The organism is Acidiphilium sp. (assembly GCF_049977125.1).
Classification (GTDB): domain Bacteria; phylum Pseudomonadota; class Alphaproteobacteria; order Acetobacterales; family Acetobacteraceae; genus Acidiphilium.
On sequence record NZ_JBMFGY010000010.1, the window covers coordinates 40731 to 55015 of the forward strand.

Annotated in this window: 11 protein-coding genes; 5 read left to right on the forward strand and 6 right to left on the reverse strand. The window is 64.1% G+C overall.

Going from position 1 to position 14285, the window contains the following annotated elements; genetic code table 11:
- The 3 genes from carB to carA all read right to left on the reverse strand — a co-directional run.
- A partial coding sequence (carB, locus tag ACP5E6_RS03325) for a carbamoyl-phosphate synthase large subunit (RefSeq protein ID WP_427951635.1) occupies positions 1-2514 on the reverse strand: 2514 nt, incomplete at its 3' end.
- Positions 2515-2602: 88 nt separating this feature from the next.
- Positions 2603-3778 (reverse strand): AAA family ATPase, encoded by a 1176-nt coding sequence (locus tag ACP5E6_RS03330; protein ID WP_427951638.1) that lies wholly within the window; start codon positions 3776-3778, stop codon positions 2603-2605.
- 61 nt (positions 3779-3839) lie between these two features.
- The gene (gene carA, locus ACP5E6_RS03335; protein WP_427951641.1) at positions 3840-5186 is read right to left on the reverse strand and encodes a glutamine-hydrolyzing carbamoyl-phosphate synthase small subunit; all 1347 of its coding nucleotides are present in this window, start codon (positions 5184-5186) and stop codon (positions 3840-3842) included.
- Positions 5187-5277: 91 nt separating this feature from the next.
- On the opposite strand from carA, the gene ACP5E6_RS03340 reads away from it, so the two are divergent.
- From ACP5E6_RS03340 to ACP5E6_RS03355, 4 genes are read left to right on the forward strand one after another with little or no spacing between them, the layout of a single operon-like run.
- Positions 5278-5742, forward strand: a complete 465-nt coding sequence (locus ACP5E6_RS03340; protein ID WP_427951644.1) for a GatB/YqeY domain-containing protein — start codon at positions 5278-5280, stop codon at positions 5740-5742.
- Positions 5739-7538 (forward strand): DNA primase, encoded by a 1800-nt coding sequence (gene dnaG / locus ACP5E6_RS03345; protein WP_427951647.1) that lies wholly within the window; start codon positions 5739-5741, stop codon positions 7536-7538. Before ACP5E6_RS03340 ends, dnaG begins: the two co-directional genes overlap by 4 nt.
- Before the next feature lie 46 nt (positions 7539-7584).
- Positions 7585-9501 carry an RNA polymerase sigma factor RpoD gene (gene rpoD, locus ACP5E6_RS03350; RefSeq protein WP_427951650.1) on the forward strand — a complete coding sequence of 639 codons (1917 nt, stop codon included), beginning with the start codon at positions 7585-7587 and terminating at the stop codon, positions 9499-9501.
- Between the two features lie 7 nt (positions 9502-9508).
- Positions 9509-10102, forward strand: coding sequence for an N-acetyltransferase family protein (locus tag ACP5E6_RS03355; RefSeq protein WP_427951653.1), 594 nt, complete (start codon positions 9509-9511; stop codon positions 10100-10102).
- A 30-nt stretch (positions 10103-10132) separates the two neighbouring features.
- On the opposite strand, the gene ACP5E6_RS03360 is transcribed toward ACP5E6_RS03355, so the two are convergent.
- The 3 genes from ACP5E6_RS03360 to ACP5E6_RS03370 form a co-directional block, all read right to left on the reverse strand.
- Positions 10133-10762 (reverse strand): VC0807 family protein, encoded by a 630-nt coding sequence (locus ACP5E6_RS03360; RefSeq protein ID WP_427951655.1) that lies wholly within the window; start codon positions 10760-10762, stop codon positions 10133-10135.
- Positions 10759-10944: a hypothetical protein gene (locus tag ACP5E6_RS03365; RefSeq protein ID WP_427951656.1), complete on the reverse strand. Its 186-nt coding sequence runs from the start codon at positions 10942-10944 to the stop codon at positions 10759-10761. The genes ACP5E6_RS03360 and ACP5E6_RS03365 overlap by 4 nt, the downstream gene beginning before the upstream one ends.
- A gap of 86 nt (positions 10945-11030) precedes the next feature.
- Positions 11031-13196, reverse strand: coding sequence for a malate synthase G (locus ACP5E6_RS03370; RefSeq protein ID WP_427951659.1), 2166 nt, complete (start codon positions 13194-13196; stop codon positions 11031-11033).
- A 143-nt stretch (positions 13197-13339) separates the two neighbouring features.
- On the opposite strand from ACP5E6_RS03370, the gene ACP5E6_RS03375 reads away from it, so the two are divergent.
- Positions 13340-14056 carry a hypothetical protein gene (locus tag ACP5E6_RS03375; protein ID WP_427951662.1) on the forward strand — a complete coding sequence of 239 codons (717 nt, stop codon included), beginning with the start codon at positions 13340-13342 and terminating at the stop codon, positions 14054-14056.
- Positions 14057-14285 lie beyond the last annotated feature (229 nt).

Here is a 14285-nt window from a genome sequence, read left to right on the forward strand (position 1 = left end):
CTGAATCGCGAACTGCACATTCATCAGCCCGACCACATTGAGCGCCTTGGCCATCGCCTCGGTCTCCGAGCGCAATTCGGCGACCACGGCCGGCGAGAGCGAATAGGGCGGCAGCGAACAGGCCGAGTCACCCGAATGAATCCCCGCCTCCTCGATATGCTCCATCACACCCGCGACATACACGGTCTGACCATCCGCAATACAATCGACATCCACCTCGATCGCATCATTCAAATACCGGTCGATCAGCACCGGATTGCTCCCGGAAACGATCACCGCCTCCCGCATATAGCGCCGCAGATTGGGCAGATCGTACACAATCTCCATCGCCCGCCCGCCCAGCACGTAACTCGGCCGGATCACGACCGGAAACCCGATTTTCTCGACGATCGCCTCCGCCTGCTCCGCCGAGCGCGCAATCCCGTTTTCCGGCTGACGCAAGCCCAGCGATTTCAACAGCACCTGAAACCGCTCACGATCCTCCGCGACATCGATCGCATCCGCCGACGTCCCCAAAATCGGAATCCCCGCATCCTCCAGCGCCTGACTCAGCTTCAACGGCGTCTGCCCCCCATATTGCACGATGCAGCCGAGCACCGTGCCATTCTGCTGCTCGCGCCGGATCAGCGCGATCACATCCTCCGCAAACAACGGCTCGAAATACAGCCGGTCCGACGTATCGTAATCGGTCGAAACCGTTTCGGGATTGCAATTGACCATGATGGTCTCATACCCCGCCTCGCGCAGCGCATAGGCGGCATGGACGCAGCAATAATCGAACTCGATCCCCTGCCCGATCCGGTTCGGCCCGCCGCCCAGAATCACGATCTTCTGCCGCTCAGTTGGCTCCGCCTCGCAATGAGGCACCCCGAACCCGCCCTCATACGTCGCATACATATATGAGGTGGCGGAAGCGAACTCGCCCGCCGTACTATCGATCCTTCGATACACCGGCACCACGCCAAGCGCTGTGCGCTCCGCCGCAATCGCCGCCTCCTCACGCCCGGTCAACTGTGCGAGCCGCTTGTCCGAAAACCCCAGCGCCTTGACCGCCCGCAGCCCGATCGCGTCCTCCGGCAACCCCTCGCTGGCAATCCGCCGCTCCGCCGCCACGATCTCCGCCATCTGCTCGAGATACCACGGGTCGAATTTCGACGTCGCGTGAATATCCGCAACCGACAACCCAGCCCGCAGCGCCTGTGCCGCGATCAACAACCGATCCGGCCGGGGGGTCGACAGCGCCGCCCGGAACGCATCATGCGTGCCATCCCCCGGCGCCTCGACCTCATCGAGCCCGGACAAGCCCGTCTCCAGACTCCGCAACCCCTTCTGCAACGCCTCGGCAAAACTCCGCCCGATCGCCATCGCCTCCCCGACCGACTTCATCGCCGTCGTCAGCAAGGCCGGCGTCCCCGGAAACTTCTCGAAGGTAAACCGCGGAATCTTGATCACCACGTAATCGATCGTCGGCTCGAAACTCGCCGGCGTCACCTGTGTAATATCATTCCGCAACTCATCCAGCGTATACCCCACCGCCAGCTTCGCCGCGATCTTCGCAATCGGAAATCCCGTCGCCTTCGAGGCCAGCGCCGACGAACGCGACACCCGCGGATTCATCTCGATCACCACCATCCGCCCATCCGCCGGATTGACGCCGAACTGCACGTTCGACCCGCCCGTATCCACCCCGATCTTGCGCAAACACGCGATCGACGCATCCCGCATGATCTGAAATTCCCGGTCGGTCAGCGTCAGCGCCGGCGCCACCGTCACCGAATCGCCGGTATGCACCCCCATAGGATCGATATTCTCGATCGAACACACAATGATGCAATTATCCGCCGTATCGCGCACCACCTCCATCTCGTACTCTTTCCAGCCGAGCACGCTCTCCTCGATCAACACCTCAGTGGTCGGCGACGCATCCAACCCGCTGGTCACAATCTCCAGAAACTCCGCGCGGTTGAACGCAATCCCGCCCCCCGTCCCACCCAGCGTGAACGACGGCCTTATCACCGCCGGCAACCCGACCAACTCAAGCGCCGCCCGCGCCTCCTCCAGCGAATGCGCAATCGCACTCTTCGGACTCTCGATCCCGATCTCCGCCATCGCATCGCGAAACTTCAACCGATCCTCCGCCCGATCGATCACCTCCGCCTTCGCGCCAATCAACTCGACCCCATGCTTGTCAAGCACACCCGATTTCGCCAGCGCCATCGCGGTATTCAGCGCCGTCTGCCCGCCCATCGTCGGCAACAACGCATCCGGACGCTCCTTGATGATGATCTTCTCCACCATCTCCGGCGTAATCGGCTCGATATACGTCGCATCCGCCAACTCAGGATCAGTCATGATCGTCGCAGGATTGGAATTGACCAGCACAACCCGATACCCCTCCTCCCGCAACGCCTTGCACGCCTGCGCGCCGGAGTAATCGAACTCGCAAGCCTGACCAATAACGATCGGACCGGCGCCGATGATCAGAATGGACTTCAGGTCGGTACGCTTGGGCATGGATTGGTCTTTCACGCAAAAGTTTTAAGGCAAGTCCGCAGGGCTCCGCCCTGCACCCGCTGGGGCCTTAGGCCCCAGACCCCATTAGTCACGACATCACTCGCCTTAAGAACAACTCGAACAAAGGCACCGTAAATGCTGTATCACCATAAGCCGGAGCATAGATCATGCCCTTCGCAATTAGGTTGTTCCGTATCGGTCCGACCGTCCGTACGGGCAGCCCCAACGCATCCGCCACGTCTCCGGACCGATACGGCCCCGATCCCGGCAGGCTCGCCATCGCCCGCACATAATCCTTCTCGCGCGGCGTCAGCCGATCGAACCGCACCCGGAAAAAACTCTCATCGAGCCGCCGGATCGAAACAGCGGTCGCCGCCTCGATATCCGCGACATCGATCGGCGATTCCCGCGCCACCTGCCACGCCTGATACCCCCATTCCTGCAAATAGAACGGATACCCCTGCGTCTGCGCGATCAGCGCGGACAGCGCGGCCGGTGTAATCCTCTCACCTTCCGCTTCGATCGGCTTGCGGATCGCATCCGCCGCATCCGCATCCGACAGCGACCCGACACGCGGAAAGTCGAACAGCCGCTCCGCGTAGGATTTCGATTTTCCGGCCAAAGCCAAAACTTGCGGCAACCCGGCACCGAACATCAGAATCGGCAGCCTGTCCTGATTGATCCGATGCAGCGCCATGATCAGCGCGCTCATCTCGCGTTGCTTCAGATACTGCAGTTCATCGATCAGCAGCACCACCGTCTGCCCCCGGTCGATCGCAGCCTGACCAACCGCCTGAAACACCGCCGGCAGATCGATCTCCAGATCGCCGCTATCCGCCGCCCCCACCTCCGGGTCGATCTCCAGCGCAATCTCCGCTTCGCCGTATTTCAGCCGCACCGAACCCATGAAACTTTTCAGCACGCGCAATCCGCGTTTCACCGCCTCCGAGAGAGTCCCCAGCCGATCGAACTCCAGTAACAATTGTCGCAACGGCGGTACCAGCAGATCGGGCAGCGGTTTGACCTCATGCGCCTCGATCAGAATCGTCCGACATCCTGCATCGCGCGCCATGTGATCGAACTCGTTCAGCAGCACGGTCTTGCCCACCCCCCGCAACCCGACCACGATCATCGATTTCACGGGCCGCCGCAGCTTGGCCCGCCCGATCGCGACGGATGTTTCTTCCAGCAGCCCAACCCGCCCACTCAACTCGGGCGGCCGGGTACCCGCACCGGGTGCGAAAGGATTGCGAACAGGGTTCATGATCGAGTTATACAAAGTTTACCCGGTTATACACAAATCTCCGTATAACCCCGTAAACTCCCTATACGTCCTCCATCATCGCCGTAAATCGCCCGAACAAATGCTTTGAATCAGACGGTCCCGGACTCGCTTCCGGGTGATACTGCACTGAAAAACAACGCTTCGCCGCACAGGCGATCCCCTCGTTCGACCCATCGAACAGGCTCCGATGCGTCACCATCACCCCCGCCGGCAGCGAGGCTTCATCCACCGCAAACCCGTGATTCTGGCTGGTGATCTCGACCTTGCCGGTCGCGATCTCCTGCACCGGCTGGTTCGCCCCGCGATGCCCGCGCGCCAGCTTATACGTCGTCCCGCCCAGCGCATGGGCCAGTAACTGATGCCCGAGGCAAATCCCGAACAGCGGCACACCCGCCTCCAGCACACCCCGTATCGCCGGAACCGCGTAGTCCGCCGTCGCCGCCGGATCACCCGGGCCGTTCGAGAGAAACACCCCATCCGGCGCGTGGCGCAGAATATCCTCGGCCGTCGCCGTCGCCGGCACCACGATCACCCGGCATCCGGCACTCGCGAGATTGCGGAAAATATTGCGCTTCGCCCCGAAATCCACCGCCACCACGGTATGGCGCGGCGCCTCCTGCCGTCCGAACCCGCTCACCCGGTTCCACACCGTCTCCGACCACTCGTAGCTCTGCGTGCATGATACCTCGCGCGCCAGATCCATCCCTTCCAGCCCCGGCCATTCCCGCGCCCGCGCCACCAGCGCATCCAGATCGAACTGACCATTTTCCGGATAGGAGATCAGCGCGTTCGGCGGCCCGTCATCCCGGATCGCGCGGGTCAACGCCCGCGTATCGACCCCGGCAATCCCGACCAGCCCCATCCGCTGGCACCATCGCGCCAACCCCTCCGCCGCCCGCCAACTCGACGGTGCCGTAATGTCGCGATTGATCACCAGACCGCGCGCGAAACTGGTCGATGCCTCGACATCCTCCGCATTCGCCCCGACATTGCCGATATGCGGAAAGGTGAAGGTGATGATCTGCCCGGCAAACGACGGATCGGTGAGCGTCTCCTGATACCCGGTCATGCCGGTCGAAAAACACAGCTCCGCCGGCTTCCCGTCGCTGAACGCCCCGAAACCGCGCCCCCAGAACACCTGCCCATCGCCCAGCACCAGCGCCGCCGTCGCTCCCTCCGGTCGGCGCGCTGTCGCTTCGGGCGCCGTCCCGCCCGGCAGATCCTGCATGCTCAGCCCGGTCGCCGCCAGCACCGCCGGCCAATGCCGGGTCGGAATCGCACCGGCACTGCGCCATTTGCGAACCGCCTCGGTCGAAACCATGGTAAGCCGGGCAGCGGCCTCGGCCCCACCCAGACGATCGATCAACTCGGCAATGGTTTTCGGCATGATGATGCGGTATGCCGGAAACCAAATCCGCGATCAACCACAAACGAACCAAGCCGGAAACTATTTCCGGCCCCTCGAAGGAAGACAGACCATGAGTGCCCTGCGAACCCGCCTCCAAGCCGACCTCAAAGCCGCCATGCTCGCGCGCGAGACGCTCACCGTATCCACCCTGCGCATGGCCACCGCCAAATTGAAGGATACCGACATCGCAGCACGCCCCAAGGGGATCACGGCGGTGCCCGATGACGACATCATCGCCATGATCCGCGGCATGGTCAAAACCCGCCGCGAGTCGGAATCCCAATACCGCCAGGGCAACCGCCCCGACCTCGCCGATCAGGAAGCCGCCGAAATCGCCATCCTCGAAGCCTATCTGCCGCAGACCCTGAGCGGCGCTGCTCTCGACGACGCGATCGATCAGGCGATCGCCACCAGCGGCGCCACCTCGCCCAAGGACATGGGCAAGGTCATCGCCGCCCTGAAATCCGCGCATGGTCCAGCACTCGACATGGCCTCCGCCTCGGCGGCGGTGAAGTCGAAACTCGCGACCCCATGAGCCTGCCGCCGAATTTTCTCGATGAACTGCGCGCCCGCACCCCGCTCGCCCCGCTGATCGCGCGCAAGGTGCGGCTGGAACGGTCGGGTCGCGACCAGAAAGGCTGCTGCCCGTTCCACAACGAGAAATCGCCGTCCTTTTATGTCTATGACGATCATTACCACTGCTTCGGCTGCGGCGCGCACGGCGATGCGATCAGTTTCGTCATGCAGAACGAAGGCGCCGGGTTCATGGAGGCGGTCGAACGCCTCGCCGCCGAGGCCGGGCTTCAGGTGCCCAAACCCACCCCCCAGGCCGCCGAGGCGGAGCGCCGTGAGGCCGATCTGTCGGAGGTTCTCGCCGCCGCCGCGACCGAATATCGCCGCCTGCTCCGCACGCCGCAGGGAAGTGCTGCCATTGCCTACCTCCGCGCGCGCGGGCTCAGCGAGGCGACGATCGAGCATTTCGGCCTCGGCTGGTCCGGCGAAGGGCGCGGCAGCCTCGCCGAATCGCTCACCCGGCAAGGCATCACGCCCGCGCAGATGATCGAGGCCGGGTTGCTGAAAGCGACCGAACGCGGCCCGATCGATTATTTCTTCGCCCGCGTGATGTTCCCGATCCGCGACCGGCGGGGCCGGATCATCAGCTTCGGCGGACGGGTGCTCGGCGACGGCCAGCCGAAATATCTCAACGGTCCCGAGACGGCATTATTTTCCAAGCGCCAAACCCTGTACGGTCTCGATCGTGCCCGCGCCGCCGTGCGCGGCGGGGCCGCGCTGATCGTGGTCGAAGGCTATATGGATGTCATCGCCCTGCACCAGGCCGGCTTCACCGGCGCCGTCGCGCCGCTCGGCACGGCGCTGACCGAGCAACACCTCGCTGAATTATGGCGTCTCTCGCCCCGGCCGATCCTGTGTTTCGATGGCGACGCCGCCGGCCGCCGCGCCGCACTCCGCTCGACCGAACTCGCCCTGAAATCCCTCGCCCCCGATCGCGGCCTCGCCGTGCTGCGACTGACCGAGCGCGACGATCCGGACAGTTTCATCCGCCGTGAAGGGGCCACCGCCTTCGCCGCCATGCTCGGTGCCGCCCCCAACCTCGCCGAAACCCTCTACGACATGCTCGCCGAAGGGGCCGACCGCACCACGCCCGAAGGCAAGGCCGCGTTTCGCAAGCGCCTCGAATCGGTCGCGCGCGGCATCGAGGATCGTGCCCTCGCGAGCGAATATCGCACCACCCTGATCGATCGCCTCTACGCTGAACGCCGCCGGAAATTCGACCGCGGCACCCCGCGCAGCCCGCGCGACAAATCCCCCCACGTCAATCTGCCCCGCCCAAGGATCGATGCTGAAACGACCATTGCGCGCCGCGCACGGCTGCTAACCGCAATATTGCTTTGCTATCCGTCGTTTTTGCCTGACTTAGAGGAGGCGTTCGGTTTGCTCGACCTGCCAGAGGATTGTGCCCGCCTGCGGGATGCCATGTCCGTTTGGTTTCATGGTGCGCAGGCTCTTGACTCGCGCGACCTGCTCAACCATCTGACCCAATCGGGTCTTCGAGATGCGGCGGATCATGTTCTGGCCAGTTTTCCGCAACACACCCCCGAAAACGATCCGGCCGCCATGGCCGAATTGGAAGCGTCTTGGTACGGGATTTACGGGCTCATGAACCTTGGCTGGTTGCGTGAACAATGCGCCGAGCAGAGCCGGAGATGGCAAGAGGAGCCGGAACCCGAAGTCTGGAATCGCCTGGTTTCACTCACACGCGCGTTGAAACGCGCCGAACGTGGTGAGGCTGACAGCGATGCCGTTTTTTGAACGTATTGATCTGCGATTTATCTCTTGTCTTGGAGACTGATGCATAATGGCTCTGAAACCCGCCGCCGCCGACACCGCCGCCCCTGAAGCCGAAACCGACAGCCCGACCCTCGATATCCAATCGGCATCGGTCAAGCGCCTGATCGCGAAGGGTAAGGAGCGCGGCTACATCACCTTCGACGAGCTGAACGCCGTGCTGCCATCGGATCAGAACAGCTCCGAGCAGATCGAGGATGTGATGTCGATGCTCAGTGAAATGGGCATCCAGGTGGTCGAGGGCGAGGAAGCCGAGGAAACCGAAGTCGTCCCCGCCGCCGAGAAGGAAGAGGAAGCGGTCGAGGCCGACGAGGAAACGCCGGCCGGCAATATCAGTGAATCGAGTGGCAGCCGCACCGATGATCCGGTGCGGATGTATCTGCGCGAGATGGGCACGGTCGAGCTGCTGTCGCGCGAGGGCGAAATCGCCATCGCCAAGCGGATCGAGGCCGGGCGCGACATGATGATCGGCGGGTTGTGCGAAAGCCCGCTCACCTTCCGCGCGATCATTTCCTGGCACGAGGCGCTCAAGGACGGCAAGATGCTGCTCCGCGACGTGATCGATCTCGAAGCGACCCAGGGCGGCGGCGATGCCGGGTTCAACCCCGCGGCACCGGTGGTCGAGGAAGTCGACGACGAGGACGATGCCGAGAGCAGCGGCATGTCGCTTTCGGCGGTCGAGGAAAAACTCAAGCCGGAGGTGTTCGAGACCTTCACCGAGATCGAGAAGCTCTACGAGAAGTTCATGAAGCTCCAGCACAAGCGGCTGGATGCGCTGAACGCCGGCGAGGAAGCCAGCACGCGCTCGGAAAAAGCCTATGAAAAGCTGCGTGACGAGCTGGTCGCCAAGGTCGAGCAGGTCCGGCTGCACACCAACCGGATCGAGGAGTTGGTGATCCAGTTGAAGGAATTGAACCAGCGGATGAACGGGCTGGAGGGGCAGATGATGCGGCTCGCCGAGAGCTGCAAAGTGCCGCGCGACGAGTTCCTCAAAGCCTATCGCGGTCGCGAGATGGACCCGGCCTGGCTCGATGACGTCGCCAAGCTGCCGGGCAAGGGCTGGAAGCTGTTCGTCCCGCGGTTCGGTACCCAGGTCACCGAATTGCGCGCCCAGATCGGCCGGATCGCCGCCGAGGCGCAGCTGCCGATCGAGGAATTCCGGCGGGTCTATTCAACGGTTTCGCGTGGCGAACGGGATTCGACCCGGGCGAAGAAGGAAATGATCGAGGCCAATCTGCGCCTCGTGATCTCGATCGCGAAAAAATACACCAATCGCGGCCTGCAATTCCTGGATCTGATCCAGGAGGGCAATATCGGGTTGATGAAGGCGGTGGATAAGTTCGAATACCGCCGCGGCTATAAATTCAGCACCTATGCGACCTGGTGGATCCGTCAGGCGATCACCCGCAGCATTGCCGATCAGGCCCGCACCATCCGGATTCCGGTGCATATGATCGAGACGATCAACAAGCTGGTCCGTACCTCGCGCCAGATGCTCCACGAGATCGGCCGCGAGCCGACGCCGGAGGAATTGGCGGAAAAGCTTGGCATGCCGCTCGAAAAAGTGCGCAAGGTTCTCAAGATCGCCAAGGAACCGATCAGCCTCGAAACCCCGATCGGCGATGAGGAGGATAGTCATCTCGGCGATTTCATCGAGGACAAGAACGCGATCATACCCTTGGATGCTGCGGTTCATGCGAACCTCCGCGAAGCCGCCACCCGCGTGCTCTCCTCGCTCACCCCGCGTGAGGAACGCGTGCTGCGCATGCGCTTCGGCATCGGCATGAACACCGATCATACGTTGGAAGAAGTCGGCCAGCAGTTCAACGTGACGCGCGAGCGCATCCGCCAGATCGAGGCGAAGGCGTTGCGCAAGCTCAAGCACCCCTCGCGCAGCCGGAAACTCCGCAGCTTCCTCGAAGACTGAGCCGCCCATGCTTGACTATGCCCGCGCCCGGCCCGGCGAGGCCATCGATCGTATCGTGGTGACCGTCACCTTCATGCGACTCGATCGCCGCCCGCCGATCACCTGGTCGCCGCTGCCGCCGGACGCCGTGGTCCAGCCGGCGCGGCGCATGACCGTCGCGACCTATCGCGCGCTCTATGATCGGGTCGGCCAGCCCTGGCTGTGGTGGCTGCGCCGGATGATGCCGGACGACATGCTGGCCCGGCTGCTCGCCGACCCCGCCACCGCGATCCATGTGCTGACGCTGAACGGCGTCGAGGTCGGGTTTTTTGAGCTGGACGCGACACCTTGGCCCGATATCAACCTGAGTTATTTCGGTCTGACCCCCGAAGCGATCGGCCAGGGTATCGGATTTTCCCTGCTCGGCGCCGCGATCGAGCGCGTCTTCGCCGGGCCGGTGCGGGGCATGACGGTGAATACCTGCACGGCGGATCACCCCCGCGCGCTGCCGAATTATCTGCGCGCCGGATTTCGCGTCACGCGGCAGGTGAATGAGGTGTGGGACATCCCCTGCCGGCTCGGTTTCACCATCCCCGACCGGCTGCGCCCATCAGCCGGCTGACGCGGGCGGTCACACTGGCCGCATCGCGCGTTACGACATCACGCCCCGCTTCTCGGCGCGGCGTCCGTAGAGGAAGGTCCACACCATCAGAAGGCCGACGGTGGTGTAACCGACGACCGGGCCGATGATCAGGAACCGCCCGACCGGCAGTGAAAAGACCAGAACGCTGCGCACGGCGGTTTCGGCCACGAAGCCGACACCCCAGACCAGGGTCATCACCGCCATCATGCGGCGGAACGCCGGATCATCCTTGTAGGCCTCGAATTCGGCGCTGTCCTCGGCGGAGCGGCGTTTCAGGCTGGCGCTGGCCAGGACATACATCAGCGGCCGGCCGATGAGGGCAGAGACGATGAACACCACGCCGATCAACCCGGTGATCAGCGATTCCCGCATCAGCAGAAGCTTCGGCGACCCGCCCAGCGCGAAGCCGAGCAGCGACAGGCCGATGCCGCCGAGCACCATGACCGAGATCGCATCGACCCGCCGCTTGCGGGCGAACTCGATCAGGCTCCAGAGCATCGGCGGCGCGGCGGACGCCATGATGGCGTGGATCTCGCCGAGATGCGGCTTCGCCACCCGATAGACCACCCATGGCAGCAGAAAGTTGAACAGGATTTCCAGCGCCATCATCAGGCGTTTGCGGGTGATCATTCCGGTCATGACAGGATGTCGGCACCTTCCAGGATGCGCGTGCTCGCGCGCGTGATTTCATCAGCTCCGATCGGCTCGGCCCGCCCACCGGGATGGGTCGCGCGAAAATGCGCGGCAATCGCGTTGAACGCAACATCATTCTCCGCACGCGGGATCAGCCTGGTGGCCGAGGCAGGGGGGGTTGCGTCCATGAGATCTCCGATCCGGTGCCGTGGCCTCTGAGAATGGTCACGCCGGCGATGGCGGCAAGACGCCGGGCGATCATGTCAGCGCGATGTCATGCCGCCGCCTTGGCCTCGCGCCGGCGGTTGTGCAGGATGAATTCGGTGTAGCCGTTGGGTTGGGCGCGGCCCTTGAACACCAGATCGCAGGCGGCCTGGAAGGCGATGCCGTCGAAGCCTGGCGCCATCGGCTTGTAGAGCGGATCATCGGCGTTCTGGCGATCGACCACGGCGGCCATGCGGCGCAGGGTTGCCATCACCTGCGCCTCGGTGACGATGCCATGGTGCAGCCAGTTGGCGATGTGCTGCGCCGAGATGCGCAGGGTGGCGCGGTCTTCCATCAGGGCGACATTGTGGATGTCGGGCACTTTCGAGCAGCCGATGCCCTGGTCGATCCAGCGGACCACGTAGCCGAGGATGCCCTGGGCGTTGTTGTCGAGCTCCTGCTGGATGTCGTCGGGCGCCCAGTTCGGCCGGTCGGCGAGCGGGATCGTCAGCAGATCGTCCAGCGCGCCGATCGGGCGGGATTTCAGCTCCTCCTGGCGGCGGGCGACGTCGATCATGTGGTAATGCAGGGCGTGCAGGGTGGCGGCGGTGGGTGAGGGGACCCAGGCGGTGTTGGCCCCGGCGCGGGGATGGCCGATTTTCTGGTCCAGCATCGCCGCCATCGCGTCCGGCGCCGCCCACATGCCCTTGCCGATCTGGGCATGGCCGGGCAGGCCGCAGGCGATGCCGATCTCGACGTTGCGATCCTCGTAGGATTTGATCCAGGGGGTGTTTTTGATCTCGTTTTTGCGGATCATCGGCCCCGCCTCGATCGAGGTGTGGATTTCATCGCCGGTGCGATCGAGGAAGCCGGTGTTGATGAAGAAGATGCGCTGGCGCGCCGCGGCGATGCAGGCGGCGAGATTGGCCGAGGTGCGGCGCTCCTCGTCCATGATGCCCATTTTGATCGTGTTGGCCGGCAAATCGAGCAGGGTTTCGGCCGCGGCGAACAGCGCATCGGCATAGGCGACCTCATCGGGTCCGTGCAGCTTGGGCTTGACGATGTAGATCGAGCCGGCGCGCGAGTTCCTGGCACCGGTGCGGTTGAGGTCGTGCCGGCCGCACAGGGCGCTGACCACGAGATCGAGCATGGTCTCCGGGATCGGCTGGCCTTCGGCGTCGCGCACGGTGTCGGTATAGATATGGTGGCCGACGTTGCGGATCAGCATCAGAACCCGGCCGGAGAGGGTGAGGGGGGTGCCGTCCGGCGCGGTGTAGGTGCGGTCTTCGGCGAGGCGGCGGGTGAAGCGCCGGCCGTTTTTTTCGACGGATTCCTCGAGCGTGCCGGTCATCAGGCCGAGCCAGTTGCGATAGACCAGCACCTTGTCCTCGGCATCGACGGCGGCGACGCTGTCCTCGGCGTCCATGATCGAGCTGATCGCGGATTCGATCACCAGATCGGCGATGCCGGCGGGATCGGTGCGGCCGACGACATGGGTGGGGTCGATGACGATCTCGACATGCAGATTATGGTTGCGCAGCAGGATCGCGGTGGGTTTGTCAGGATCGCCCCGGTAGCCGGCGAATTGCGCGCCGTGGGCGATGCCGGTCTCGCCGCGTTCGAGCACCACGGCGAGATGGCCGTTATGGATGTGATAGCCGCGCGCCTCCTTGTGGCTGCCGACCGAGAGGGGGAAATTGGCGTCGAGAAAGGCGCGGGCGCGGGCGACCACGGCGGCGCCGCGCACCGGGTTGTAGCCCTTGCCGCGTTCCTGGCCGTTGGTTTCGGCGATCGCATCGGTGCCATAGAGCGCATCGTAGAGGCTGCCCCAGCGCGCGTTGGCCGCGTTCAGCGCATAGCGCGCGTTCATGACCGGGACGACGAGCTGCGGCCCGGCGATGCTGGCGATTTCGGGATCGACCCGTTCGGTGCTCACCGTGACGGCGGCGGGTTCGGGTTGCAGATAGCCGATTTCGCGCAGGAAGGCCTGATAGTCCGCCTGGTCGATCGGTTGCGCCTTGTGGGTGCGGTGCCACTGGTCGATCGCGGTTTGCAGGCGGTCGCGCTCGGCCATCAAGGCGGCGTTGCGCGGGGCGAAAGATGTGATGAAGGCACCGAACCCCTGCCAGAACGCCGCCGGGTCCAGCCCGGTGCCGGGCAGGGCGTGGGTTGCGATGAAATCGTGCAAGGGGGCCGCGATTCTGATGCCGCCGGCCTCGATATAGGGTTGGCTCATGACAGATCTCCATCCATTGCGGCGGTTTTGGCCAAATGCCCTGACTTTGTCGAGTGCCGGGACCGGATCGGCGCCATGCCTTCGGGCCGGTTGGCGGTTGCGTCGCCTCTGGCATTGGCGTGCCGGATCGGTGATAAACCGGCATGGCCCGGTTTCAATCCTGCCTGATCGTCACCTACGGGCGCAGCGGCTCGACCTTGATGCAGGGTATTCTGAATACGATCGAGGGTTGGTTGATCCGGGGCGAGAACGAGCATTTCGCGGTTCATTTGTTTCACGCGCATCAGGCGCTGCACCGGGCGGTGACCGGACCCTATGCGGGGGACAGCACGGCGCCGAACATGCCGTGGTACGGGTTGCATGAGGTCGATCTGGCGGTGATGCGGGCGGATTGCGCCGGTCTGATCCGCCATGTGCTGGTGCCGCCGGCGCGTGATCACGGGGTGAGGTGCTTCGGCTTCAAGGAGATCCGCTATCTGTTCGAGCCGGATGAGCTGCGGGAATATCTGGATTTTTTGCATGATGTGCTGCCCGATCTCGGCGTGGTGTTCAATTTCCGCGACCATGACCAGGTGTTGCGCTCGGGGTGGTGGGCGGGCGGGGATGCCGGCGCGACGCGCGCATTGCTCAACCGTTTCGAACGCGCGGCGCTGGGCTATCATGTCGATGGCAGGGCGCCGTCCTGCATCGTGCGCTACGAGGAGATCCTGCGCCGGGGCGCTGCCTTGGCCGGGTTGTTCGGGTTTCTCGACGAGGCGATGGATCAGGCGCGGCTCGACCGGGTGTTCGCGACGGTTCACAGTACGGTGACGGCGGGGCACGGTGACGGCGGGCGGCTGAGGCGGGTGGTTGGGGAATAACCTGAGGTTCATTGATTTTGTTGCGATATCGTAATGATTTGGACGTGCGCGAACCTGGGGCGTCAGGCGGGTTTTTCGCGGAATTTGCGCCGGGGCGGCCAGAACCGGTTGCCGGGGCCGAACAAGGTGGGGCCGGGATAAAGGTGATCCGGGTGGCGGGTCTCGATGCCGGCGAACTGACCGGGTTTCGCTTCAGGGGCGGGCCTCGGCTTTGGGGCGGAGGGCGGGC